At 64.6% G+C, this 25506-nt stretch carries 23 protein-coding genes; 12 read left to right on the top strand and 11 right to left on the bottom strand.

All coding sequences use genetic code 11. The annotated features are described in order from the left end of the window. Nucleotides 1-522: 522 nt before the first annotated feature. The 4 genes from H7U20_RS17865 to H7U20_RS17850 form a co-directional block, all read right to left on the bottom strand. Nucleotides 523-1236, bottom strand: a complete 714-nt coding sequence (locus H7U20_RS17865; protein WP_199760500.1) for an HNH endonuclease — start codon at nucleotides 1234-1236, stop codon at nucleotides 523-525. A gap of 112 nt (nucleotides 1237-1348) precedes the next feature. Continuing rightward, the gene (locus H7U20_RS17860) at nucleotides 1349-1606 is read right to left on the bottom strand and encodes a hypothetical protein (RefSeq protein WP_199760499.1); all 258 of its coding nucleotides are present in this window, start codon (nucleotides 1604-1606) and stop codon (nucleotides 1349-1351) included. A 405-nt stretch (nucleotides 1607-2011) separates the two neighbouring features. Then, nucleotides 2012-2410 (bottom strand): VOC family protein, encoded by a 399-nt coding sequence (locus tag H7U20_RS17855; RefSeq protein WP_199760498.1) that lies wholly within the window; start codon nucleotides 2408-2410, stop codon nucleotides 2012-2014. A gap of 132 nt (nucleotides 2411-2542) precedes the next feature. Beyond that, the gene (locus tag H7U20_RS17850; protein ID WP_199760497.1) at nucleotides 2543-2755 is read right to left on the bottom strand and encodes a DUF4287 domain-containing protein; all 213 of its coding nucleotides are present in this window, start codon (nucleotides 2753-2755) and stop codon (nucleotides 2543-2545) included. A 389-nt stretch (nucleotides 2756-3144) separates the two neighbouring features. Here H7U20_RS17850 and H7U20_RS17845 point away from each other — a divergent pair, with 389 nt between their 5' ends. After that, a complete protein-coding gene (locus H7U20_RS17845; protein WP_370593174.1) occupies nucleotides 3145-3933 on the top strand; it encodes an APH(3')-II family aminoglycoside O-phosphotransferase in 789 nt (262 codons plus the stop codon). A 116-nt stretch (nucleotides 3934-4049) separates the two neighbouring features. Here the strand turns inward: H7U20_RS17845 and H7U20_RS17840 are convergent, their stop codons facing one another. Continuing rightward, nucleotides 4050-5006: a polysaccharide deacetylase family protein gene (locus H7U20_RS17840; RefSeq protein ID WP_233410860.1), complete on the bottom strand. Its 957-nt coding sequence runs from the start codon at nucleotides 5004-5006 to the stop codon at nucleotides 4050-4052. A 188-nt stretch (nucleotides 5007-5194) separates the two neighbouring features. Here H7U20_RS17840 and lplT point away from each other — a divergent pair, with 188 nt between their 5' ends. Both lplT and H7U20_RS17830 read left to right on the top strand, forming a co-directional pair. Then, nucleotides 5195-6445 (top strand): lysophospholipid transporter LplT, encoded by a 1251-nt coding sequence (gene lplT, locus H7U20_RS17835; RefSeq protein ID WP_199760496.1) that lies wholly within the window; start codon nucleotides 5195-5197, stop codon nucleotides 6443-6445. Nucleotides 6446-6577: 132 nt separating this feature from the next. Continuing rightward, a complete protein-coding gene (locus H7U20_RS17830) occupies nucleotides 6578-6805 on the top strand; it encodes a hypothetical protein (RefSeq protein WP_199760495.1) in 228 nt (75 codons plus the stop codon). 135 nt (nucleotides 6806-6940) lie between these two features. Here H7U20_RS17830 and H7U20_RS17825 read toward each other — a convergent pair whose 3' ends face one another. After that, on the bottom strand, nucleotides 6941-7912 hold the full coding sequence (locus H7U20_RS17825; protein ID WP_199760494.1) for a cation diffusion facilitator family transporter: 972 nt from the start codon (nucleotides 7910-7912) through the stop codon (nucleotides 6941-6943). A gap of 190 nt (nucleotides 7913-8102) precedes the next feature. On the opposite strand from H7U20_RS17825, the gene H7U20_RS17820 reads away from it, so the two are divergent. The 4 genes from H7U20_RS17820 (at nucleotide 8103) to H7U20_RS17805 (ending at nucleotide 13494) form a co-directional block, all read left to right on the top strand. Next, on the top strand, nucleotides 8103-9356 hold the full coding sequence (locus H7U20_RS17820) for a voltage-gated chloride channel family protein (protein WP_199760493.1): 1254 nt from the start codon (nucleotides 8103-8105) through the stop codon (nucleotides 9354-9356). A 117-nt stretch (nucleotides 9357-9473) separates the two neighbouring features. Next, the gene (locus H7U20_RS17815) at nucleotides 9474-10229 is read left to right on the top strand and encodes a Crp/Fnr family transcriptional regulator (protein ID WP_199760492.1); all 756 of its coding nucleotides are present in this window, start codon (nucleotides 9474-9476) and stop codon (nucleotides 10227-10229) included. A 291-nt stretch (nucleotides 10230-10520) separates the two neighbouring features. After that, a complete protein-coding gene (locus H7U20_RS17810; RefSeq protein WP_233410862.1) occupies nucleotides 10521-12587 on the top strand; it encodes a PAS domain-containing hybrid sensor histidine kinase/response regulator in 2067 nt (688 codons plus the stop codon). A gap of 73 nt (nucleotides 12588-12660) precedes the next feature. After that, a complete protein-coding gene (locus H7U20_RS17805) occupies nucleotides 12661-13494 on the top strand; it encodes a response regulator (protein WP_199760491.1) in 834 nt (277 codons plus the stop codon). 69 nt (nucleotides 13495-13563) lie between these two features. Here the strand turns inward: H7U20_RS17805 and H7U20_RS17800 are convergent, their stop codons facing one another. Continuing rightward, complete coding sequence (locus H7U20_RS17800) at nucleotides 13564-14697, bottom strand: GGDEF domain-containing protein (protein ID WP_199760490.1); 1134 nt, start codon at nucleotides 14695-14697, stop codon at nucleotides 13564-13566. 147 nt (nucleotides 14698-14844) lie between these two features. Continuing rightward, nucleotides 14845-15711 carry a GGDEF domain-containing protein gene (locus H7U20_RS30695; RefSeq protein WP_199760489.1) on the bottom strand — a complete coding sequence of 289 codons (867 nt, stop codon included), beginning with the start codon at nucleotides 15709-15711 and terminating at the stop codon, nucleotides 14845-14847. Between the two features lie 243 nt (nucleotides 15712-15954). On the opposite strand from H7U20_RS30695, the gene H7U20_RS17790 reads away from it, so the two are divergent. The 4 genes from H7U20_RS17790 to H7U20_RS17775 all read left to right on the top strand — a co-directional run bounded on the left by H7U20_RS17790 (nucleotide 15955) and on the right by H7U20_RS17775 (nucleotide 18831). Next, nucleotides 15955-16584 (top strand): response regulator, encoded by a 630-nt coding sequence (locus tag H7U20_RS17790; RefSeq protein WP_199760488.1) that lies wholly within the window; start codon nucleotides 15955-15957, stop codon nucleotides 16582-16584. A gap of 130 nt (nucleotides 16585-16714) precedes the next feature. Further along, complete coding sequence (locus H7U20_RS17785) at nucleotides 16715-17179, top strand: Hpt domain-containing protein (protein ID WP_199760487.1); 465 nt, start codon at nucleotides 16715-16717, stop codon at nucleotides 17177-17179. A 159-nt stretch (nucleotides 17180-17338) separates the two neighbouring features. After that, entirely contained in the window at nucleotides 17339-17977 is a 639-nt protein-coding gene (locus tag H7U20_RS17780; protein WP_370593175.1) for a glutathione S-transferase, read from the top strand. After that, a complete protein-coding gene (locus H7U20_RS17775; protein WP_199760485.1) occupies nucleotides 17974-18831 on the top strand; it encodes a pyridoxamine 5'-phosphate oxidase family protein in 858 nt (285 codons plus the stop codon). The genes H7U20_RS17780 and H7U20_RS17775 overlap by 4 nt, the downstream gene beginning before the upstream one ends. A gap of 295 nt (nucleotides 18832-19126) precedes the next feature. On the opposite strand, the gene H7U20_RS17770 is transcribed toward H7U20_RS17775, so the two are convergent. Together H7U20_RS17770 and H7U20_RS17765 are read right to left on the bottom strand one after the other, a co-directional pair. After that, nucleotides 19127-20845 carry a mechanosensitive ion channel family protein gene (locus H7U20_RS17770; protein ID WP_233410859.1) on the bottom strand — a complete coding sequence of 573 codons (1719 nt, stop codon included), beginning with the start codon at nucleotides 20843-20845 and terminating at the stop codon, nucleotides 19127-19129. A gap of 85 nt (nucleotides 20846-20930) precedes the next feature. Then, complete coding sequence (locus tag H7U20_RS17765) at nucleotides 20931-22826, bottom strand: methyl-accepting chemotaxis protein (protein WP_233410858.1); 1896 nt, start codon at nucleotides 22824-22826, stop codon at nucleotides 20931-20933. 495 nt (nucleotides 22827-23321) lie between these two features. Here H7U20_RS17765 and H7U20_RS17760 point away from each other — a divergent pair, with 495 nt between their 5' ends. After that, nucleotides 23322-24962 (top strand): methyl-accepting chemotaxis protein, encoded by a 1641-nt coding sequence (locus H7U20_RS17760; RefSeq protein WP_199760484.1) that lies wholly within the window; start codon nucleotides 23322-23324, stop codon nucleotides 24960-24962. Nucleotides 24963-25220: 258 nt separating this feature from the next. On the opposite strand, the gene H7U20_RS17755 is transcribed toward H7U20_RS17760, so the two are convergent. After that, nucleotides 25221-25403, bottom strand: coding sequence for an SH3 domain-containing protein (locus tag H7U20_RS17755; RefSeq protein WP_199760483.1), 183 nt, complete (start codon nucleotides 25401-25403; stop codon nucleotides 25221-25223). Nucleotides 25404-25506: the final 103 nt, after the last annotated feature.

The following is a 25506-nucleotide window of genomic DNA, read 5'->3' as shown; positions in this document are numbered from 1 at the left end:
CTCGAATGTCTTTCGCTTTCTTGTTGCCATGTATCACTCCTCAGATGGTGGATTTTCCACCTATTGAGGTGTCCAGGCAAATTAGACCACAGCATAACTATAGCTATGGTAAAAATTATCATATTTCCCTGCCACATGACGGCCGTTGTTGGCCGTAGGTGGAAGCCAATAAAGTGTAATTGGGAGAGGGATTGTCACGCCACTACCCGTTCCAAAATATTTTTCTATCCATTTTAGCCTGTTGTACAGACGAGAATTTTACCGTGCAAATTTATCAATGCTCATCAATTCAATTTGACAGTCACCTAGCCAGCCAGGTCCGCCCGCTGAGACTGCATCCGAAAATGCATCTAGGTCCCCGTTGAAATAATCCGGGCCCTTGGGATGGGAGGCTTCGTAATAGATGTTCTAAAAATCACCCTCAGACTTTAATAACGAGCAATTAATAATGTGTTTTTTTCATTTCTATATCTGATAGTCCGCTGTGGCCGACTACGGAAAGCATTGTGTGCAATAGCGGGTTTAAGTCCTGAAGCCAAATAAACTGCGATGTGCTTGCAAGTAGCGAATGTGGCGCCGGTCTATTTTTTTTAGAAATATATCTTTCCGTAGCCCGAGTTCAGCAATAAATTTTTTTGCTGTTGAAGAAAGTAAAATTTTCCCTGAGTCATCGAACGATATAAAGCCCCGATCAAATAATGTATCATACATTGGCGAGAGAAGAATTCCATTAAAAGGATCTAAGCGTTCAGAATCAGAGGCAACTTTCCAAGGTTTAATATGAGACGCTTTAAGTATTTCTTCAACATTTATTCCACTGATAGCACAGCTATCCCAGTAAGATATTAGCTCACGCCGAAATTTTTGCTGGCCGATACGTGTCTTAATGTTTGCGGCGCCTTCAGTGTTTATATTTCCGGGAGCCCATCCACTGTCGTTATATTCTAAAACTTCAACAGTAAAATAAGAGTTTAAATTGTTTAATACAATTGGTTTTATAATATCTTGAAAATCTTTTGGGAAGCTAATCTCCTGCCCACTGGTTATCTGAAATAGATCGATTACATCCAAATTAAAACGTGGCTCAAAGGAAACTCTCAATAGCCGCTTCGTGCTGTTCTTTAAGTCGTTAAAACTGGCGACTTCTTTTTGGGTGGGCCAAAGACGAAATTCCTTCTTCCGATCTCGGAATGGCTGCTGCCAAGATGTATCGGATAATTTTATAAGATTTGCCATTATAATTCCTTTGATATTTAATAATTATTATATTCAAGTTAACCTTGGTTTTATAAGTCGAATTTAAATAAGCGACCATTCCTGGCCGAAGGCGGTCAGCCTCGTACATATCTTATACCGGGTCAAGGTCTACTGGGAACTGGCTGGCTCGCTGCCAATTTTCTTCATCAATGTCAACATCCTCATTTCGCCAATTCCAAGCCCTATTCAAATGCGAAAACACGTGTCCAAGATCCATGCGAAAACTTTCTTCGTCATATTCTGGGTCTTTGTTCATCTCCGATATAAGACGAGCCAAATGCTCCTGCGCGTCTTCGAGTTCATACATAAGCGCAGACCAACCAACTGGAGCGCCTTCCTTGCTAATCATAGGACTCCTTCACTCTACGTCTAACAGATGCCCCAAGCGTTGGCGAATCAACCTCATAGCAAGATTTAACGACTGGAAAGAGCTTACGTCTACGATGTCCGGATACCGTTCATCAACTCCTATTAAAGCCACTGGGCACGACCATGCGCTGCCACCTATATGTCGCATCTTGTCTAGCGCAGCATGGGTTCCCGCCTGCGTGGCGGTCCGCCGATGCGGAACGACGAATTCAGGGTTATTCGATGCGCCCCAAACCGCCCCCTCAAAAATCAAAATTTACCGCATCAAAGGGAGCTGTTTGAAATAAAAATTCTCACTACGACGGGGCATGTGGTCGCCGCTGAAGATAATTCTTCCGCTGGCGTTTCCGCCCCGTAGCGGACCTTGCTTAGCCGGCTAAACCCATCAGGTTTGAGGTGCCGTCCAGACCAGGTTCCACAGGTGACCGTCAATGTCCTCGAAACCTTGGTCATACATAAAGCCATGATCTTCGGGCGGATGTGGAATGCGCCCTCCCGCAGCAGCGGCCTTCGCAATCAGACAGTCCACTTCCTCTCGACTCTCGCAGCTCAGACAGATGATGACCTCATTAGCTTCAGTCGCCCGAGCGAGGGGTTTGTCGATAAAGGACTTGAAGGAGGTTTCGGTCATCAGCATTGCATATATGCAGTCGTCCACGATGATCATAAACGCCGAATTCTCATTGCTAAATTGTGCATTGAAGCTGAAGCCGAGAGCAGAAAAAAAGGCCTTGGATTTGTCCAGGTCCTTCACCGGTAAGTTGAAGATGACTTGCTTGTTCATGACGCCTCCTTCTTAAAAGGTGGATCGGATAACGGGTGCTATATCCCAGGTCGGCGGAGCTACCGGCAACTGGAACCTGACAGCTACTTCTGGTGAGTCGATTCCAGATAACACGCCTTGCCTACAGACAATTTAGGCGTTACGGCTAAGGTAATGAGCGACCAGTGCGTTAGCGTGGCCGTGGCCAATTTGGTGCTCGTTCTTGAGCCAGCTCACCAGTTCCATATGCTTCTTGCCGCTCATTATCGCCAGAAGATCTAACCAATGCGTGACAGGATGTCCATAAGTTTTTTCGATGGAAGGGAAGTATGAAGCTGGGCCTTTCAATTTTTCAGTATCGCTCATGGTTTCGGGCTCCTCGTTTTAAATTTTCGCGGCAATGTCCCCACGCATTCAGCTGCCACTGGCCTAAAATGCATGGTTGTAGAAATATAACTTATTCGGCTTTCCGCGTCAGTCAAAATTGAAGGCGAGTCTTTGCGCCGCGCTGCCGCGCTGCCGCGCGCTGAGGGCGGGGTGCAGGCCGGCGGCAGTGACGAGCAGCGCTTCCCCCTGTGCCAATATCACTTGAGACAGCTACCCGATTAATTTAAAGTACGGCGGCAGGTCCCAACATTCACAACCGAAAGCATCAAATTAGCACTTCAGCAGATACAGAGAACGCAACCGGCCCGTCGTCTATTGATGTGCTGCGTCCCGACTTTGACCTTGTTCCCGTCGCCGAGCGGCGAGCCGTGTCCGACGTCGAGAAGTTGCGCATTCCGGCCCAATGGCGGCAGAAGTTCGCTGGCGCGCTGATAGAACAACAGGCAATTGGCCAGTCGCGAGCCGATGTTTTTCGCATCCGCTGCATCAACAAGGAAGATTTGTTCCTGAAATCGGAGCCCGTTGGTTTGCTAAGTGAGCTTCCTGACGAGGTGGAGCGCCTTCATTGGCTGATGCAACACAAACTGCCGGGGCCAACAGTTATTGAGGCAATAACAGAGCACAATCGCCACTGGCTGCTCATGAGCGCCGTCCCTGGGCGTGATCTGGCTAGCGCCGATGACCTATCGATCAGCCAGATAATCGTCATCGTGGCGAGGGCGCTGCGTACCCTGCACCTGGTGCCAATCGCAGAGTGCCCCTTCGATCAGCGCTTGGAAAAGCGTTTAATAGTCGTCAAGAATCGAATGGACGCCGGACTCGTTGACGACGCCGACTTCGACGATGAGCGGCAGGGACGAACCAGCGAAGACGTGTACGCTGAGCTGTTGTCCACGCTTCCGCAGACTCACGACCTGGTGGTGACTCACGGCGACGCTTGCCTGCCGAATTTCATGGCTGAGGCCCAACAGTTCACAGGTTTCATCGACTGTGGCGGGCTCGGTGTCAGCGATCGTTATCAAGACCTCGCGCTCGCGGCTCGCAGCATTGCACGTAATTTCGGAGTGGAGTGGCTGGAGATTTTCTGCCGCGAATACGGTATGGAACTCGATATGCAGCGCATGAAATTCTATTGTTTGCTGGATGAGTTCTTTTAAGCCCGCCGAAGACCAAGGAGCTTGGTTTTCACGTCGATGCCAACATTGGGCTTCCGGCGTCATTTCAAATTGAAGGCGCGTCTTTGCTCGGTGCTATCGCGCGCTGACGGCCATCTTCACAAGCCCTGCGCCTTCAACGCCTCAATTTCCGCATCGCCATCATCGACCAAGCGTTCGCCGCCGGGGAACTTGCCCAGGCCGAGGATGCGGCCCAGCGACAGCAACAAACTTTGTCCCGGGGCAGAGCGTTCGGGCGCCAGCTGATAGACCGGGTCGGCGAAGGCCGCCGCCGGGGTGGTGATGGTCCAGCCCATCTGTTTGAACTGGGCAATCACGTCGTCCAGCCACAGGGCGTTGATCAGGTTGTGGTGCATCAGGATCACCTGGGCGATGTCGCGTCCCTGCAATTGCAGCGACAGGGCGCGGTAAGCCAGCGCGCGCTGGCGCACATGGGCCAGGTAGGCTTGCTTGATCGGCGTCAGGTCGGCCTGCGGATTCTTGCTCAGCACTTCTTGCAACTTCTCGTCGAGGCGCCAGTCGCTGGTGTCCAGGCTGACGTAGGCGTTGCGGTAGCCTTGCTTTTGCAGGAAGGTGCGCATGCCGTCGCGCTTTTCGGGCGTGTTGCCCTCGCGTAGGAAGGTGTAGCGATACCACTTCTGGTAGCCGGGCAGGGTCTTGATGATGGCGTCGCAGTCGAGGATCTCCTGCTGGTACTGCGCCAGGCTGAGCTTGGCGTCGTGCAGGTCCGGGTGGCTCATCGTATGGTTGCCGATGGCGTGGCCGGCCTGGCCCCAGGCCTTGGCCAGCGCGTAGCCGGTCGGTTTGTCGGCGCCGAAGCCGGTGGTGACGAACAGCGCGGCCTGCACCTTGTGTTTGGCCAGCGCGGCGAGCAGGGCGTCGTTGCGCTGCTGCGGTGTCAGGCGTGGGGTTTCGGCCAGATTGGGACCGTCGTCGAAGGTGAAGGCGAGCGATTGAGCTTGCGCCAGCGGGGCCGCCAAGCCAATGGCCAAAGCGATACTCATGGCGGCGCTGCGCAGGCGGCGGCGGGTTTGCTGCGGGCTGGATTTCGTCATCTGCAATAGCGTTCGTTGAGGAAACTAATTATTGCACAGGAAAAATTGATGCGTGAATAAGTCTTGCTTTTCAGGCAAAATTTTATACGGCGGAAGCGCTCCCGGCCATCGCCGGCGGCCCAAAAATTATCTTTCTGAGCAACTATTATGATATAAATGCAAGCTCAAAAAAGATTCGGAGACATGGTTTGAAAAAAGGCTTTTACACCATCATGGCGGCGCAGTTCTTTTCCTCGCTCGCCGATAACGCCTTGTTCATCGCCTGTGTCGGCTTTCTGACGCTGCTGAAGGCGCCCGACTGGATGACGCCGATGCTGAAGTGGTCCTTCGTGCTGTCCTATGTTTTGTTGGGTGCTTTTGTCGGCGCTTTCGCCGATTCTTTCCCCAAAGGCAAGGTCATGTTCATGACCAACCTGATCAAGATCGGCGGTTGCGCCACCATTTTCTTCCAACTGCATCCGGTGCTGGCCTACGGCATCGTCGGGCTGGGCGCGGCGGCGTATTCGCCGGCCAAGTACGGCATTTTGACCGAGCTGCTGCCGCCCGAACAACTGGTGGCGGCGAATGGCTGGATCGAGGGGCTGACGATCAGTTCGACCATCTTCGGCGTGGTGCTGGGCGGCGCGCTGTCGGCCAACGCCGCCGTCTCGTCCTTCTTGTTGAGTTTTGATTTCCCTTTCATTGATACCGGCATCGACACGCCGGGCGAGGCGGCGCTGTGCGTGATCGTCGGCGTCTACTGCCTGGCCGCGCTGTTCAACCTGGGCATCGCCGACACCGAGGTGCGCTACGCCAAGCAGTCGACCCGCGCCGGCCAGCTGATCGCCGACTTCTGGCGTTGCAGCGGCGTGCTGTGGCGCGACAAGCTGGGCCAGTTGTCCCTGGCGGTGACCACGCTGTTCTGGGGCGCCGGCACGGCGCTGCAATACATTCTGCTGCGCTGGGGCCAGGAGACGCTGGGCCTGGGGCTGGACAAGGCGGCGCTGCTGCAGGGCGTGTTCGCCTTCGGCGTGGCCGGCGGCGCGGTGCTGGCGGCGCGCTATGTCACGCTGCGCCGCTCGTTGTCGGTGCTGTGGCTGGGCATGCTGATGGGCGGCGTGGTGATGTTGATGACGGTGGTGCACACGGCGTGGCTGGCGGCGCCGCTGCTGATCGTCATCGGCGGTCTGGCCGGCTTCTTCGTGGTGCCGATGAACGCGCTGTTGCAGCATCGCGGCTACAAGTTGATGAGCGCCGGCCACTCGGTGGCGGTGCAAAATTTCAACGAGAACCTGTCGATCCTGGCGGTGATGGCCTTGTACGCGATGATGCTGCGCATGAACGTCGGCCTCAACACCACCATCCTGATCTTCGGCGGCTTCGTCGCCGCCAGCATGGGCCTGATCATGCTGCGCCACGCCGTCACCAAGCCGGCCTGCAACCGCGAGCTCAATTTATAATACGCTGATGGCGCGCCAACGCTGGCGACGCCAGTCGGCGGCCCCGGCCGCCGGCTTGTCGCGCCGGTTGTGGCACAATGCCGCGCTGGCGGCCGCTGCCGTCGCTTTTACCAATCATCAGGAATTACCATCATGACCATATTCGCCGTACCCGTCTTCGACGCCACCGTCATCTTCAACGACAAGGAATTGTTCAAAGGCCGGGGCGCCGCCGACGGCTGGGGCCAGAAACTGGCCAAGGAAATCGAGTGCGAGACCACCGTGCAGAAGGTCGGCACGGGCTGGGCCATCGCCGCCAATTACGAAGGCGAGGACTGCCTGTGGGGCATCCACGGCCAGCGCCTGAAGCGTATCAATTAAGGGCACGTCGAAAAACTGCAAAATTGTCGTTCCCGCGCTGGCGGGAACCCATGCTGAGTCAATGAGCGTGCAGTGTATGGATTCCCGCCCGCGCGGCGGCCCGCCGATGCGGAATGACGGTTATTCGAGGTGTCCTTAAGGTTGCAACTCGGCGGCGCCGGCGCTTTGCGCGGCGCTGTGGTCCAGGTCGGGCCGGTGCCACGGATCGACGTGGGTCATCAGATTGAGCACGCGATGGTGCTGCAGCACGCGCTGGCGCGCCGCCACGGCGATGTCGTGGCCGGCCTCCACGGTGAGCAGGGCGTCGACCTCGATGTGGGCGTCGACCACGATCATGTCGCCCATTTTGCGGGTGCGCACGTCGTGCACGCCGCTCACGCCGGGCGTCTCGGCCAGGGTGTGGCGGATCGCCTCGACCTCCTCGTCGTCGACGGCGCGGTCCATCAGGTCGTGCAGCGCGTCCCAACTGAAGTTCCAGCCCATGCGGGCGATCATGCAGCCGACGATCAGCGCGGCGATCGGGTCGAAGATCGGATAGCCGGCCAGGTTGCCGACGATGCCCAGGCCGACCACCAGCGAGGAGGCGGCGTCCGAGCGGGCGTGCCAGGCGTTGGCCACCAACAGGCTCGATTTGATGCGCTTGGCCACCGCCAGCATGTAGCGGAACAGCGTCTCCTTGGCCAGCAGGGCGGCGCCGGCCACCCACAGCGCGACGCCATGCACCTCGGGCACGCTGGCCGGGTTCTGCAGCTTGAGCACGGCCGACCACAGCATGCCGAGGCCGACCGCCAGCAGCAGCAGGCCGAGCGCCAGCGAGGCGGCCGTCTCGAAGCGCTGGTGGCCGTAGGGGTGGTTCTGGTCGGCGTCCTTGCGGGCGTGGTGGCCGGCGAACAGCACGACGAAGTCGGCCACTAGGTCGGACAGCGAGTGGATGCCGTCGGCGACCAGGCCCTGCGAGCGGGCGAACACGCCGACCGCAATCTGCACGCTGCTGAGCACCAGGTTGACCACCACGCTGACCCAGGTGCTGCGGCTGGCCGCGCTGGCGCGCTGCGCGGCGCTGAATTGCTTGTCTTCGGAGTCGTCGTGCAGGTCGTTGAATTGCATGTGGGTCGGTTCTCGTGGTGGTGGGGCGGCGACAATGGCTTGAGCGTAGCATAGCGGACGGCGGCGGCGCTGAACAGCGCCAAGGCGGCCGCTCGATTGCTGGCGCCGACCTTTTTTGCTAGCATGGCAGCCATTGTCGGTCCGCGCGCAGCGCCCGTTGTACAGGCCCGGCATGCTCACCACCGGCGCCATGAACCTTCCCCGACTGCCCGAACCGCTCGCCCTGCTGCCCTATGTGGGCAAGTGGTGCCTCATCGCCGGCCTGATCGCCGCGCTGAGCGGCAGCGCCTCGGCCTTCTTCCTGTTCGCGCTCGACCGGGCGACCAGCTACCGCGAGGCGCACGCCTGGCTGATCTGGCTGCTGCCGCTGGCCGGCTTCGCCGTCGGCTGGGTGTACCTGAAGTTGGGCCGTTCCGTCGAAGCCGGCAACAACCTGCTGATCGACGAGATCCACGACCCGAAGAGTGTGGTGCCGCTGCGCCTGGCGCCGCTGGTGCTGGTCGGCACCGTGGTCAGCCACCTGTTCGGCGCCTCGGTCGGCCGCGAAGGCACCGCCGTGCAGATGGGCGGCGCGCTGGCCGACCAGTTGACCCACCTGTTCCGCCTGCGCCCCGAGGACCGGCGCATCCTGCTGATGGCCGGCATCGGCGCCGGCTTCGCCTCGGTGTTCGGCACGCCGCTGGCCGGCGCCATCTTCGCGCTGGAGGTGCTGGCCATCGGCCGGCTGCGCTACGACGCCATCTTCCCCTGCATGGTGGCGGCCATCGCCGCCGACCAGATCGGCATGGCCTGGGGCGTGCGGCACAGCCACTATGCGATGCAGGCGACGGCGCCGCTGACCTTGCTCAACGTGGCGGCGGTGCTCGCCGCCGGCGCCCTGTTCGGCCTGGCCGGCATGGCCTTCGCCCGCAGCACCCACGCCGCCTCGGCCTTCATGAAGCGGCATATCGCCTACGCGCCGCTGCGGCCGCTGCTCGGCGGCGGCGTCGTCGCGCTGGCGGTCTGGCTGCTCGGCACGCGCTACATCGGCCTGGGCATCCCCGTCATCGTCGAGGCCTTCGCCCGGCCGCTGGCGCCGTGGGACTGGGCCGGCAAGTTCGTCTTCACCGTCGCCTCGCTGGGCAGCGGCTTCAAGGGCGGCGAGGTGACGCCGCTGTTCTACCTCGGCGCCACCCTGGGCAACGCGCTGGCGCCGCTGCTGCACCTGCCGTTCCCCTTGTTGGCCGGGCTGGGCTTCGTCGCCGTGTTTGCCGGCGCCGCCAACACGCCGCTGGCCTCGATGATCATGGCCGTCGAGCTGTTCGGCCCGCAGATCGGGCCGTTCGCCGCGCTGGCCTGCGTGATGGCCTATCTGTTCTCCGGCCACAGCGGCATCTACCACGCCCAGCGGGTGGGGCGGGGCAAATACCACCAGCCGCAGCGCCGGCCGCCGGCCGCCGACTGAGGCGGAGTCATCCTGGCGTGCGCGGTGCGCCGCCCGCCTGTGTTATTGTGTATGGGTGGCCATCGTTCGGCCATCTTCGACACCCGCCTAGTTGACGACTGGAACCAGGAATCTGCCATGGCCCGTCCCAGCGACCCCAATCAAAACCATCTGTTGTCGGCCCTGCTCGACGTCGACTTCGACCGCCTGTCGCCCCATCTGGAGCTGGTGCCGATGCGCCTCGGCGACGTGCTGTACGAGTCCGGCGGCAAGCTCAGTCATGTCTACTTCCCCACCACCGCCATCGTCTCGCTGCACTATGTGCTGGAGAACGGCAGCTCGTCGGAGATCGCCGGCGTCGGCAACGAGGGCGTGCTGGGCGTGTCGCTGTTCATGGGCGGCGACAGCACACCGAGCCGCGCCGTGGTGCAGACCGGCGGCTTTGGCTACCGTATGAAGGCGCACATCCTGATCGAGGAATTCAACCGCGCCGGTCCGGTGATGCGCCTGCTGCTGCGCTACACCCAGGCGCTGATGACGCAGACCGCGCAGACCGCCGTGTGCAACCGCCACCACAGCGTCGAGCAGCAGTTGTGCCGCTGGCTGCTGTTGACCCTGGACCGCCTGCCCGCCGGCGAACTGACCATGACGCAGGAACTGATCGCCAGCATGCTCGGCGTGCGCCGCGAGGGCGTCACCGAGGCGGCCGGCCGCTTGCAGGGCTACGGCTACATCAGCTACCGGCGCGGCCACATCAGCGTGATCGACCGCGCCGGCCTGGAGACCGACGTCTGCGAGTGCTACCAGGTGGTGCGCAAAGAATTCGCCCGTTTGTTGTCGGACGTGCGCCAACGCGGCGGACCGGCCGCGCTGGGCGCCGGCAGCCCCTTGTAGCGGCGCGCCGGGTAGGGCGGCGCTGCCGCACCTTGTCTGGGCCGAGGCTGACGCTCTGAGTACGATTGCACAAGGTAAGAATCTATGTATGTGGAACAGAAAACCCCGGCCGAACGGTTGCTCTTGACGGGCTTCGGCGCCACCCTGGCGACATTGGTGCTGGTGGCTTTACTGGTCGGCGCGATGGCCGGCGGCGGCTTGCTGCAGCCGGAAATGGCGCTGCGCGTGGCGGCCGGCACGGCGCTGGCGCTGGTGCTTGGCCTGCTGGTGGTGTTCGCCCGGGTGCGCTGGATGATCCGGCGGCGCGGCGCGGTGCTGTTCGGCCAGCAGCCGCTGCTCAAGGCCGACGCGCTGCAACGCGCCATCTTCAACAGCGCCAACTTCTCCAGCATCGCCACCGACGCCCAGGGCGTGATCCAGATCTTCAACGTCGGCGCCGAGCGCATGCTGGGCTACGCGGCGGCCGACGTGCTCAACCTGGTGACGCCGGCCGGCATCTCCGACTCGGAGGAACTGATCGCCCGCGCCACCACGCTGAGCCAGGAGTTCAACACGCCGATCACGCCCGGCTTCGAGGCGCTGGTGTTCAAGGCCTCGCGCGGCATCGAGGACATCTACGAGCTGACCTACATCCGCAAGGACGGCACCCGCTTCCCCGCCATCGTCTCGGTCAGCGCCTTGCGCGACGCCGACGAGAAGGTCATCGGCTATCTGCTGATCGGCACCGACAACACGGCGCGCAAGCAGGTCGAGGCCGAGCAGGCCCTGCTCGACCAACGCCTGCGCGACCAGCAGTTCTACACCCGCTCGCTGATCGAGTCGAACATCGACGCCTTGATGACGACCGACCCGCGCGGCATCATCAGCGATGTCAACCAGCAGATGGAGGCCTTGACCGGCTGCAGCCGCGACGAATTGATCGGCGCGCCGTTCAAGGACTACTTCACCGAGCCGCAGCGCGCCGAAGCGGCCATCACCCGCGTGCTGCGCGAGGGCAAAGTGACCAACTACGAGTTGACCGCGCAGGCGCGCGACGGCAAGCAGACCGTGGTGTCGTACAACGCCACCACCTTCCACGACCGCAACCGCAACCTGCAGGGCGTGTTCGCCGCCGCGCGCGACGTCACCGAGCGCAAGCAGTTCGAGCACGCGCTGCAGGAGACCAACGTCGAGCTGGAGGGCGCCCGCGCCACGGCGGAGAAGGCCAATCTGGCCAAGTCCGAATTCTTGTCGAGCATGAGCCACGAGCTGCGCACGCCGCTCAACGCGGTGCTCGGCTTCGCCCAGTTGATGGCCTCGGAGACGCCGGCGCCCAGCCTGCCGCAACAGCGTTCGCTCGACCAGATCCTCAAGGGCGGCTGGTATCTGCTGCGCCTGATCAACGAGATCCTCGACCTGGCGATGATCGAGTCGGGCAAGATCACCATGTCGCAGGAGTCGATGGGGTTGGCCGAGGTGATCGCCGACTGCAAATCGATGATCGAGCCGCAGGCCCACAAGCGCGGCATCCAGATGGTGTTCCCGCATTTCAGCCGGCCGGTCTACGTGCACGCCGACCGCACCCGGGTCAAGCAGGTGATGATCAACCTGCTGTCGAACGCCATCAAGTACAACCGCAGCGGCGGCACGGTGACGGTGGACTACGGCGTCGGCGAGGCCGGCCGGGTGCGCATCAGCGTGCGCGACACCGGCGCCGGCCTGAGCACCGAACAACTGGGCCAGCTGTTCCAGCCGTTCAACCGCCTGGGCCAGGAGGACAGCGCCGAGGAGGGCACCGGCATCGGCCTGGTGGTGACCAAGCAGTTGGTCGAACTGATGGGCGGCGCGATCGGCGTCGACAGCGCGCTCGACGTCGGCACCACCTTCTGGATCGAGCTGCAGAGCGCCGAGGCGCCGGCGCTGATCGGCGGCCACGAGCCCGTCGCCGAGACGGCCCTGACGCAGGCCGAGGCGGCGCCGCGCACCTTGCTGTACGTGGAGGACAACCCGGCCAATCTGAGCCTGGTCGAGCAGTTGATCTCGCGCCGGCCGGACCTGCGCCTGCTGACCGCCATCGACGGCCACCTCGGCATCCAGCTGGCGCGCACCTACCAGCCGGACGTGATCCTGATGGACATCAACCTGCCCGGCATCAGCGGTTACGGCTGCCTGAAGATCCTGCAGGAGGAAGCGTCGACCAAGCACATTCCGGTGCTGGCGCTGTCGGCCAACGCGGTGCCGCGCGATATCGAGAAGGGCATGGAGGCGGGCTTCTTCCGCTACCTGACCAAGCCGATCAAGGTGCAGGAGTTCATGGACGCGCTGGACCTGGCGCTGAATTTCGCCGCCGCCAACGGCATGGTCGAGGAAGAGCATTGAACGGCGCGCACAGCGCCAACCGGACGGCGCCAGCAGGCGCGCCGGCCGTACACGTCATCAAGGAAGCACGGTCATGATCAACGCAAGCGAACTACTCAACGCCAACATCCTGGTGGTCGACGACCAGGAGGCCAACGTCATGCTGCTTGAGCAGATGCTGCGCAACGGCGGCTACAGCCGCATCACCACGACGATGGACCCGTTCAGCGTTTGCCGGCTGCACCGCGAGCAGCACTACGACCTGATCCTGCTCGACCTGCAAATGCCGGGCATGGACGGCTTCGAGGTCCTGGCGGCCTTGAAGGACATCGAACCGGACGGCTATGTGCCGGTGCTGGTCATCACCGCCCAGCCGGGCCACAAGCTGCGCGCCTTGCAGGCCGGCGCCAAGGATTTTGTCGGCAAACCCTTCGAGCTGGTCGAGGTGGAAACGCGCATCCGCAACCTGCTCGAGGTGCGCCTGCTGTATCAGAAACTGGAACGCTACAACCAACAGCTGGAGGCCACGGTGCTGGAGCGCACCGCCGAGCTGCGCGAGAGCGAGGCGCGCTTCCAGCGCTTCACCGAGCTGTCGTCCGACTGGTACTGGGAGCAGGACGCCGAAGGCCGCCTGACGCGCTGCTCCGGCCCGGCCGCCGAGATGCTCGGCCTGGCCGGCCCGGACGACGGCCCCGGCGCCGCCGCGTTGGCCGACGCCGGCTGGGACCCGGCCGAGCGCGCCGAACTGGCCGCCAACATCGCCGAGCGCCGGCCCTTCCTCGATTTCGTCTACCGCCGCACCGGCGCCGACGGCCGCACCCGCCACCTGCAAGTGAGCGGCGAGCCGATGTTCGACGCCGCCAGCCGCTTCGTCGGCTATCGCGGCATCGGCATGGACGTCAGCGCGCGCATGCGGGCCGACGGCTGACACACTGCTGAAAACCGGTTGATATCCGTCGGCGCCGGCGCGGCTAGTGCGCCATCCGCGCCATGCTGGTCATGACGGTGCGGGTGGCGAGGACAGCTCCTCCGGCGCCGTGCCGGCCAGGCGCACGCAGTTGCGCCCGCTGTGCTTGGCGCGGTACATCGCCTTGTCGGCGGCCTTCAGCAGGGCCGGCCAGTCGGGGTGCTGCGGGCTGTGCACGGCCACGCCGATGCTGACGGTGAAGCGCAGCGGTCCTTGCGGCGTGTCCAGCCGCAGCGAGGCCAGGCTGGCGCGCAGGCGCTCGGCGCACTGCTGCGCTTCGGCGCGGTCGGTCTCGGGCAGCACGCAAATGAACTCCTCGCCGCCGAGGCGGCCGAAGTGGTCGACCTCGCGCAGCGCGCCCTGGCAGCAGCGCACCAACTCCTGTAGCACGCGGTCGCCGATGTCGTGGCCGTAGTTGTCGTTGACCTGCTTGAAATGGTCGATGTCGAGCATGGCCACGGCCAGGCTGCGGCCGTGGCGCTGGGCCAGCGCCAGTTCGCGCTCGGCCACCTGCTCCAGGTAGAGGCGGTTGCAGGCGCCGGTCAGGCTGTCGTGGTGGGACAGGTGCAGCAGCTGTTGTTCGAGCAGGAAGGCGCGCTGGTGGAACAGGCGGAACAGCAGCATCACGCTGGCCGCCAGCACCAGCGCGAACAGGTACTGGATGACGCAGTTGGCCAAGTCCTGCCAGCCCAGCTGGAGCGTTGCCAGCAGCAGGAACAGCAGGGTCGGCGCGCTGACGATGGCGACGAAGTTGCGCAGGCGTAGAGTGACCACGGACATCGAGAAGATGCTGGCGGCGATCGCCCCCATGCCGGCCTGCAGGCCCGGCTGCAGCAGCCAGGCGCAGGCGATGATGGCGCCGGCGTGGCAAAAATAGATGACGGCGCAGCGCGTCGTCACGCTCCAGCCGAGCCGGTTGGGCCAGTAGCCCACGCCGGCCAGCAGCACGGCGGCGACGCGCACAATCAGGGCGGCGCCGGCATGCGCCGGGTCGAGCCGCCAATCCCACAGCGAGAACAACAGCACGACGAGGCCGAACAGCGGCGTCAGCAAGGGCAGTAGTTGCTCGACCTGGCTGTCGTGTTTCGCCTGCATGATGCGCTCGGCCGGGCCGGGCAACTCGTTCAACGGCGTCAGCGCGCGCCAGATGTTCAGATACAACATGGTTGCCGCGGCGGAGTGGCGTGTGGCGCGGACGGGGCTGGCGGTCGGAGCATGCGCACCTTTCATCAAACTATGCGATTGAGGATAGCAAGTATAAACCGAAAAAAACTTGATTTACGTCAATATTCACCCGGGTGCGCAAGCGGGCTATGAGATCACCGCGACGCGGTCTTCGGCCAGCCGGGCCAGTTCCGCCGCCGAGCGGCAGCGGCCGCTGGCGCTGATGCCGACACTGCAGCTCATGCCGCCGAAGCCGGCGAAGAAGGCCTGCTCTATGCCCGTCTGTAACAAGCGCGCGACATGCGCGGCCTGGCGCGCCGAGGTGCCCGGCAGCAGCAGCGCGAACGAGCACTCGTCCCAGCGCGCCAGCACGTCGCCGCCGCGCAGGCGCTCGGTGGAGTAGCGGGCCAGGTCGGCCAACACGGCATCGCCGCTGGCGCGGCCGAACATGGTGTTGATGCGGCGGATCTGGTCGAGGCGGAACACCACCAGGGCCAGCGGCGCGCTGTAGCGGCGCGCGCGCAGGAACATGTAGTCGAGCAGGCGGTCGAATTCGCGGCGGTGGTAGCTGCCGGTCAGCGGATCGGTGAGCTGGCTGTCGGCGCCGCCGGCGGCGGAGCGGCCGGCGGCGACGGCGCCGTTGGCAGCGGTGCCAGCGGCGACAGCGGCGGCGTCGCTGTCGTCGGCGGCGGCCGGGGCGGTGATGCCATGGACGGCGCGGCAGGCGGTTAGATCCGGGTCGGGCAGGGTGGCCGGGTGCGCCGCTTGTGGGTGTGCGCTGCGCGGTGTCGGCGTCGGCGCGCGTAGCGTGCGCAGCGTCAGCGTGGCGCCGGCGGCGGCCAACAGGGCCATGCTGGCCATGCGCTGCCAGGCCGTCAGCTGCGACTGGAAGAGGATGAAGCAGAGCAGCGCGGCGCCGGCGCCGAGCAGCAGCGCCAGGCCCAGGTCCTCACGGCCCGCCAGGCGGTTCCAGGCGGTGTCGCCACGGCGGCGCTTGGGTTGTAGGGTGTGCACGGCGTTTCCTTTCGATGAAGGTGAATCGAATTCACCGCTTTTGCTGCTATTCGCATTTCCTGCCGGCGGTATTGCCGTTTCCACTTTGCCGGCCCCCGTTTCGGCGGCATAATGCGCGAGAGACGGGCTGGTCGCGGCGGTGGAACTCTTCCTCATGGAATCAATTATATTGATTTTCTGAATTATTTATTGAATTTGGGTAATTTATTTTTTCTATCTGTGGAACTTGGGACTGGTATCGCGATGAAGAGCAAGGCAAGCACGCCCGACGAGGTATGTACGACCCAGCAGGCGGCCGAGATCCTCGGTATTTCTGTATCCTCGGTACAACAGCTGGTGGAGGCCGGGGTCATCGAGGCCTGGAAGACCAAGGGCGGCCACCGCCGCATACCGCGCCAGGCCGTGCTGAGCTACAAGACCGCGCCGATGGCCGGCACCGCGCCGGGCAATCGCGGCACCGGCGGCGGTAGCGCGCCGGTCGGCCCGGCCAGCATCCTGGTGATCGAGGACAATCCGATGCAGCGCGCCATCTACGAGCGCCAGATCGCCGCCTGGCAACTGCCCGTCAGCCTGTCGTTTTGCGAAAATGGTTACCAGGCGCTGCTGGAAATTGCCCGCCGCCAGCCGGATATCCTGTTGGCCGACATCATGATGGAGGGCATCGACGGCTACGAGGTGGTCAAGACCATCCTGGGCGACCAGCAGTTGGCGATCCCGCACATCGCCATGCTGTCGAGCATGACCGAGCAGGATCTGGCGGCGCGCGGCGGTGTGCCGGCCGGTGTGGTGTTTTTCGCCAAGCCGGTCAACTACGACGAACTGCGTGGTTATCTGCGCGCCTGCTGCGCGCAGCGGGCGCGGCAGGGGCGCTGAGCGCGGCGTCGCCGGCGCTGGTTGAATATATCGATTTAAACGAATTTGATATTTTATTGGATGCGATATTGTTTCGATGCCAGCGTGGCGTGCCCTTGTCGGCCGCCGGCGACATCGCCGAGGAGCTGGCATGGGTGCCGTCTACCGCTACATCGATCCGCAGGTGCTGCTGCGCGCGGCCGGCGGCGACTTGGAGTCCTTCCGCAGCCTGTCGTATACCTTCGTCGCCATCGCGCCGCCGATGTTGCAGCGGCTGCAGGCGGGGTTGGCGGCCGGCGAGGCGCGCGCCATCTGTTACGAAAGCCACGCGCTGAAAGGCACCGTCGGCCTGGTCGGCGCCGTCGCGCTGGTCGCCGCGCTGCAGCGGATTGAGAGTGCGGCGGGCGGTGGCCAGCTGGGCGTAGCCGCCGGCCTGTGCGACGGCCTGGTTGCCGCCTTCGCGCAGGTGCTGGCCGAGGTCGAGCGCAGCATCGCCGAGTTCGACGGTGTCGCCGTCACGGTCGGCACCGCCGCCGCCACGGCCGCCACCGCCAGCGCCAGCGCCAGCGCCAACACCGCCACCGTTGCCGTCACCGCCGCCACTCCGCGCCGATGAGTCCAACCATGCCGATGCGCGCCATCCGCCGCTGCTGGGTGAGATTATTCCGCTAAGTGGAATAGTAATTTCCATCTAAGCATTATTTACATAAAAAACTGAAATGCTTACCATGGCTTCCTCGTCCATAGATTCAGGAGCCTTGCCATGCCCAGTACCATCGCCTCGTCCGTTGCCACCACCGCCGACCTGACCCTGCACGGCCTGCATCTGTCCGGCCACTGCCACAAGATCGAACTGCTGCTGCACCTGCTCGGCCTGCCGTACCGCTTCGTCGACGCGCCGGCCGAGGTGCGCGCCTCGGCCGGGTTCCGCGCCCTCAACCCGCTGGGACAGATTCCGGTGCTGCAGGATGGCGACTTGGTGCAGAGCGACAGCAACGCCATCCTGGTCTACCTGGCCGGCCGCTACGCGCCGGACGGCGGCTGGCTCGGCGCCGACCCGGTCGAAGCGGCGGCGATCCAGCGCTGGCTGTCGATCTCCGCCAACGAGATCAAACACGGCCCGGCGGCGGCGCGCGTGATCTGCCTGTGGAACGGCCCGGGCGACCTGGCCCAGGCGCAGGCGCTGGCGCAGCGCACGCTGGCCTTCATCGAGCAGCATCTGGCGGGGCGTGACTTCCTCGCCGCCGCGCGCCCCACCGTGGCCGACCTGGCCTGCTACAGCTACCTGGCCCACGCGCCGGAGGGTGGCGTCGCACTCGCCGCGTATCCGGCCGTGCGCGCCTGGCTGCGACGGGTCGAGGCGCTGCCAGGCTTTGTGCCGATGCCGCGCTCGGCGCTGCCTGCCGCAGCATGAACGGCCCCTTCCACGCCGGCGAGCTGGCCGCGCAGCGGTTGGCCGGCCAGGCCTCGTCGGGCGCCGCCATCCGCGACTTCATGCCGGAGCAGCACCGCGAGTTTTTCGCCGCCCAGCCCTTCATGCTGATGGCTGCGGTGGCCGGCGACGGCTGGCCCACCGCCAGTGTGCTCAGCGGCGCGCCCGGCTTCGCCGCCAGTCCCGATCCGCACACCTTGCAGCTGGCCGTGCTGGCCGATCTGCCGGTCGGCAGCCAAGTAGGCCTGTTGGGCCTGGACTTCGCCACGCGCCGGCGCAACCGGGTCAACGGCGTGGTCGCCGCCGCCGGACCGCAGGGCCTGCGCATCGACGTGCGACAGTCCTTCGGCAACTGCCCCAAGTACATCGTGCAGCGCGACGTGCTGCCGGTGGCGGCCGGGCAGGGCGGCATCCTGCACGACGGCACCGCCGGCCAGCTTTTCGACGGCTTGGACGCGGAAGCGCGTGCCGTCGTGGCGCGCGCCGACACCTTCTTCATCGCCACCAGCGGCGGCGCGCACGGCGCCGACATCTCGCATCGGGGCGGCCCGGCCGGCTTCGTCCGCGTCGCCGGCGACACGCTGCTGGTGCCGGACTATCCCGGCAACCGTTACTTCAACACGCTGGGTAATTTGCAGCTGGAGGAGCGCGCGGCGCTGCTGTTCATCGACTACGCCAGCGGCGACCTGCTGCAACTGCGCGGCCGCGCGGAGGTGCTGTGGCCGGCCGGCGCGGCCGACGGCGCCGAGCGATGGTGGCGCTTCGAGGTGGCTGGCGGTTGGCGCCAGTCCGGCGCGCTGCCGCTGCGTTGGCGTGAGCGCGAAGGTTCGCGTTGACGCCAACTTGGTATCTTTAAAAACCCTTGTCGTTCCTGCGTCGGTGGAAACGCGTACGTGGCATGGGTTCCCGCCTGCGCGGGAACGACGTGCGCACCCGGGGTCAGCGCACCCGGGGTCAGTGCCGACATTCGGACACAAACTCAGCAGTTGCAATTACGGGGAATTACGCCTACAGCCGAGGCCGTGTCTGAATGTCGGCACTGACCCCGGCGGCTGCTGACCCCGGCGGCTGCTGACCCCGGCGGCGGCGTACGTGGCATGGGTTCCCGCCTGCGCGGGAACGACGTGGGTACTAGGCGGCGTCGCGCGCGGCGGTGTTGGTCGTCTCGGCCTGCGGTGGCGGCGCGGCCGGCGCCAGGTGCCATTGCTCTTGCGGCACCACTTGCGGCTGCGGGGTGTCGCGCTGGTAGTGCGGCGACATGATCTGCACGCCGTATTCGTTGAACACGTCGACGATGTGCTGGTGCAGCTGGTTGAGCACATCGGCGCGCTGGCGCGGCGTCTGCACGGTGGCGTAGGCCACCAGCCGGTATTCGACGTAGAAGTCGGACAGCGCCAACTGCATCACATACGGCTTGGGCGTGGCGGCGATGTCCTCGGTGCGGCCGGCGGCCAGCTCCAGCATGGCGTGCACCTGGCGCCACGGCGTGGTGTAGCCGATGGTGACGGTGGTGTCGAGCACGAAGCCGGTGCCGGGATAGGCGCGCGAGTAGTTCTTGCTGGTTTGCCCCAGCACCCAGGCGTTGGGCAGGGTAACCTCTTCGCCCAGGCCGGTGCGCAGGCTGACGTTGAACAGGCCCAGCTCCACCACCGTGCCCTCGCTCTCGCCGATGCGCACGTACTCGCCCTTGCGCAGCGCCCGCGCGTACATCAGGATCAAACCGCTGGCGCCCTGGCCGACGATGCTCGAGGCGCCGATCGACAGCATCAGCCCGACCAGCACCGAGACGCCCTGGAACGCCGCCGTCTGCGCGCCCGGCAGGTAGGGGTAGGCCATGGCCAGCGCGAACAGCCAGATCACCACGTTGGCGATGCGCCGGGTCGGCCCGGCGGTGTCGCGGTCGAGCCAGCCGAACTGCAGCTCGCCGCTCTCGACGCGCTGGAAGAAGGAGGCGGCGGTCAGCACCACCAGCCGCGCCAGCACGGCGATGACCAACACCAGCAGCAGGCCGGGCAGGGCGGCCAGCACGCTCTGCGCGACACCGCCGGCGACGTCGAGCAGGTAGCCTTCGAGCCGCTCGCCCCAGCTGCGCGTGTAGGGCACCTTGCCCAGCACGAAGGCGGCCAGCAGGTAGGTGGCCATCAGGCGCAGCGCCCAGATCAGCAGGAACACCAGGCGGCGCATGAAGCCGACGTAGTGCTCGGCGTCGAGCACGCGGACGTTCTTCAGGCGCACCTCGCCGAGCCGGCTGTTGATGAGCCGCATGCTCCAGGCGCCGGCCCAGCGGTGCAGCCGGGTCAGGCCGTGCAGCAGCAGGGTCCAGGTCAGCGTGGCGGCCAGGCACAGCGCGCCGGCGATCAGCAGGTAGTGCAGGCTGGTTTGCTCGCGCTGTTCAAGCAGCGCCTTGGCCAAGGTGGCGGCGGCCTCGGTGGCGACGCTGTCGGTGCTGTCGCCGGCCAGCGGGTTGATGTCGGCCGGCGTCACCAGGAACAATTGGGCGCCGTCGAGCAGCACCTGGCTGCCCTCGGCGATGGCGTGGGTGGCGGGCAGCAGCGGGCCTGGTTTGGCCAGCACGGCGAGCAGGCGTTTGTGCGCGCCCTCGGCCCGCTCGGCCGGGCTGTAGCCGGTCAGCGGGGCGCGGAAGACGAACAGCGTGCGGTTGGCGAACACCAGCGGCGCCACGCTGGCGGCGGGGCGGGCCGTGGCAGTGGCGCCGGCGCCGCCGTCCCGCTCGGGCAGCTCGAGCGCCTGCGAGGGCGGGCATAGACAGAACAACAGGACGATGTGGAGCAGGCGGCGCAGCACGGCCATGGAAACCTCGGGGCGGATGAAAATACCCGATGATGCCATGGCGGCGTGCCGGGCCGCCAGCTCGGTTGCCAAAAAAATAGCGGCGGGCCGGCCGGCGTGGCCGCCCCGCCGCTTGGGGACGGGCCTAGAAGCGGGTGAAGCTGGTCTCGTCGAGCTGGCCGGCCAGTTCCATCGGGCGGGCGCCGGTGCGCGTCAGCGTCGCCGCCTTGGGCGCGCCGCGCCGCTGTGTCAGGGGCTTGCTGCCGGCCAGTTTGAAGAAGCCCATGGTCTGCTGCAGTTCCTCGGCCTGGCTGCTCATCTGCTCCGAGGTCGAGGCCAGCTCCTCCGAACCGGCGGCGTTCTGCTGGGTGGTTTGGCTCAGCTGGCTGATCGCCTGGTTGATCTGCGCCAGGCCGGCCGACTGCTCCTCGGAGGCGGCGGTGATCTCCTGCACCAGGTCGGAGGTCTTTTTGATGTTGGGCGCCATCGCGTCGAGCATCTGGCCGGCCCGCTCGGCCAGGTCGACGCTGCTGCTGGCCACCTCGCCGATCTCCTGCGCGGCGACCTGGCTGCGCTCGGCCAGCTTGCGCACCTCGGCGGCGACCACGGCGAAGCCCTTGCCGTGTTCCCCGGCGCGGGCCGCCTCGATGGCGGCGTTGAGCGCCAGCAGGTTGGTCTGGTAGGCGATGTCGTCGATGATCAGGATCTTCTTGGCGATCTGCTTCATCGCCGCGACGGTCGACTTGACGGCGTCGCCGCCCTCGATGGCCTCGCCGGCGGCCTTGCTGGCCATGGCGTCGGTGACCTTGGCGTTGTCGGTGTTCTGCGCCACCGAGGAGGTCATCTGCTCGACCGAGGCGCTGGTCTCCTCGACGCCGGCGGCCTGTTCGCTGGACGACTGCGCCAGCGTCTGGGCGGTGGCGCTGACCTGCTCGGAGGCGGCGGCCAGGCCCTCGGCGCTGCTGTTGACCTCGCTGACCACCTGCGCCAGCTTGTTGACCGTGTTGTTGGCGTACTCCTTCAACTGGCCGAAGGCGCCCTCGTAGGGCTTGTCGATGGTCTTGGTCAGGTCGCCCTCGGAGACGGCGCCCATCACCCGCACCACGTCGGCGATGCTCGCCCCGGTGGTCTGGGCCAGTTGGTTCAGGCCCTCGGCCATTTCGCGCTGGAAGCCCAGCAGGCCGGTCAGCTCGACGCGGGCGTCGAAGTTGCCGTGGTTGGCCGCCTCGACCACGCCGCGTTGGCCGTTGATGACCTGCTGCAGCTTGACCGTCATCTCCTTGACGGCGAACAGCAGGCTGCTGGTATCGTTGGCCTTGACCTTGACCTCGCGGCTCAGGTCGCCCTTCGAGATGCTCTGCATCAGCTCGACGGCGTAGCCCGGCTCGCCACCCAGCCGGCGGATCAGGTCGATCGTGATGATGCTGGCGATCACCAGCGCGGCCAGCACCGCCGCCGCCGCCAGCATGATCACCTGCTTGCGCGTCTCCAGATAGTTGTCGTTGGCCTCGATCGCCTCCTTGTCCATCAGGTCGCCCTGGAATTTGGCCAAGGCCTCCAGCGTGCCCCAGTAGGCGTTGTTGGCGGTGGCGAAGTCGTTGCGCAGGAAGTCGGCGGCTTTTTTCTGGTCGCCGCGCATCAGGGCGTACAGCTCGTCGTACTTGGGGTTGAGCAGGTTGCCCTTGTCGGTGATGTCGCGGAACATCGCGCGGCCCTTCTCGGTGCTCAGCAACTTGTCGATCTTGGCCAGCGCCTCGGCCACCTTGGGCCGGTTGGTCTCGACGACTTTTTTGAACTTCTCGCGCTCCTCCTCGGTGCTGGAGAGCAGCATGCTGCGCAGCAGGCGGCCGTTGTCGATGGTCAGCTTGATGGTTTCGTTGGCCAGCATCACCTTCGGATAACGGTCCGTCATGATCTCGCGCATGTTGTCGTTCATCGCCGCCAGCCGCGATATGCTGACCGTCGACAACACCAGCAGCAGGATGACGACTGCGCCGAACCCCAGACCCAGGCGGGTCGCGACCTTCATATTGGCGAACATGGATGCTCCTCTTTTATGTGCCGAACAGCGCCGTTCCGGGATGGAGGGCGGACACCGCAAGGGCGATCTGTGGCGAATCAGGCGGTGCCGGGGTGCGCCGGCGCGGGCGCGCCGATGCGGTAGCGCGAGGCGTCGGGGAGGGCGAAACTGAGCGACGGAATGGCGCGACAGCGCTGCGGATGGCACATAAGGTGTCCTATGTTCTGACCCTGACTGAACGAAAAGCTTATCACGCTGGGAAGTGCCCAGAGTAAATAATTCCGCACCGACGATCAATTTGCAACAGAGCCCGCGCGGCGCGCCGGCGGCTGCCGGAACTGTTGTTCGGGGCGTAATTAGGGTGGTGAAAATCACAATAAAAATAACACACATCAAGAATGCCCCAGGTCGTCCACGGCGGCAAAACATCTCTGTGTATTATTCGCGCAATGCCGGTCGCGGCACGGCCGCGCCGGCGCCATTCCGCCACCGTTGCCATCCCAAGGGAGAGTCATCTTGCGCCACACCAGCCCCGCCCCGCACCGCGAATACATCCTGAAGGACTCGGAAGCGGTCGTCTCCAAAACCGATTTGCGCGGCAACATCACCTACGCCAACCAGGACTTCATCAACATCAGCGGCTACAGCGCCGAGGAGCTGATCGGCGCGCCGCAGAACATCGTGCGCCACCCGGACATGCCGGCCGAGGCCTTCGCCGATTTCTGGCGCAGCCTCCGGCAGGGCCGCAGCTGGACCGGCCTGGTCAAGAACCGCTGCAAGAACGGCGACCACTACTGGGTCGAGGCGAACGCCGCGCCGATGATCGCCGACGGCAAGGTGGTCGGCTACACCTCGATCCGCGTCAAGCCGACGCGCGAGCAGGTGCGCGCCGCCGACCTGGCCTACGCCGAGATCCGCGCCGGCAACCGCGAACTGTTCATCCGCGACGGCAGGGTGCTGCGGCGCGCCGGCTGGCGCTGGCCGGCGTGGCTGCCGACGCCGACGCTGAAGCGCCGCATCGTGCTCGGCTGCGGCGCGCTGGCGCTGTTGTTCCTGCTCAGCTGGCTGACCCCTGCGCTGGCCGGCGACACGGCGGCGCGCGCCCTGCCGGCCGGCGCCGGCGTGCTCGGCTGCGCGCTGTTCGGCTGGCACCTGCAGCGCGCCGCCGTGGCGCCGCTGCGGCAGTTGTGCGGCGACATAGGCAGCATGAGCGCCGGCGACCTGAGCGCGCGCATCGCCGCGCGCGGCGACGACGAACTGGGTTGTTTGAGCCAGGCGCTGCGGGTCTTGCAGATCAATGTGAAACTGTTGGTCGGCCAGATCAAGGAGAGCGCCGGCGCGGTGCGGCTGGGCGCCCGCGAGATGGCCGGCGGCAACGCCGACCTGGCGGCGCGCACCGAGTCGCAGGCCAGCTCGCTGCAGGAGACCGCCACCTCGATCGAGCAACTGACCGGCACGCTGCGGCAGACCGCCGACAACGTTCGCCGGGCCAACGCCCTGGCCAGCCACACCGCCGAGGTGGCCGGCCGCGGCGGCGTGGCGGTGGGGCAGGTGATCGACACGATGGCCGGCATCCGCGACAGCTCGCAACGGATCGCCGAGATCATCGGCGTGGTCGACGGCATCGCCTTCCAGACGAATATATTGGCGCTCAACGCGGCGGTGGAGGCGGCCCGCGCCGGCGAGCAGGGCCGTGGCTTCGCCGTGGTGGCGGCCGAGGTGCGCGCGCTGGCACAACGCTCGGCCACGGCGGCCGGCGAGATCAAGCGTTTGATCCAAGGTTCGGTGGCGCAGGTGCGCCGGGGTGGCGAACTGGTCGACGAAGCCGGCCGCATCATGGCCGACGTGCTCGCCTCGGTGACGCGCATCGCCGGCCACATGGGCGACATCTCGCACGCCAGCGGCGAGCAGAGCCTGGGCATCGCGCAGGTCAACCTGGCGATCGGCCAGATCGACGCGGCGACCCAGCAGAACGCCGGCCTGGTCGAGCAGTCGGCGTTGGCGGCCGAGACCATGTTGGGCCAGTCGCAGCAACTGGGCCGGCTGGTCGACGCCTTCAAGCTGGTGGCGCGGCCGGCCGGCATGGCCGCCGCCGTGCCCGCCGTGCCGGCGCGGCCGGTGGCAAGGCGCGGCGAGGGCGCCGCCGCCACCTGTTGAGCAGGTGGCGGGAAGGGTTAGGCGGCGGGTTCAGGCCCGCCAGCAACATCGCGTAGCCTTCCGGCTCGGCAACGGGCAAGGGCGGCGCCGCCAAGTCGACCCGCACATCGTCGAGGAGATAAATTTTTAATAATCATAGAGCTGTTAATGCAATTGGCCTATGACCCCGGGAGTCAGTCGTGAAATTTTGTGGCAATAGTGCGCATGGACGCTGGCGGTGCCCCCTCGTCCGGCGCCGGTTTCCCGTAGCGTGGGTAATTACAGTTTCTTGATGAGCAGCTTTTCGACCCAACCCTCTCCTTGTGGTGTCGTCACACGATATAGACCGTCGCGCTCTTCCCCCATATAGATGACCTCGTCCGTCTTTCCCAGCTTCATAATTTTGTCGGCAGACTTGCTTGCTTGAGCATAGACATTGATTCCGGCGATCTTGCCGACCATGGTTTGACCTGCTGTGGTCTAATTTGCCTGGACACCTCAATAGGTGGAAAATCCACCATCTGAGGAGTGATACATGGCAACAAGAAAGCGAAAGACATTCGAG

Source organism: Rugamonas violacea (assembly GCF_016461825.1).
Classification (GTDB): Bacteria; Pseudomonadota; Gammaproteobacteria; order Burkholderiales; family Burkholderiaceae_D; genus Rugamonas.
The sequence above is the reverse complement of the archived record's forward strand: the minus strand, read 5'-3'. Positions and strand labels throughout refer to the sequence as shown.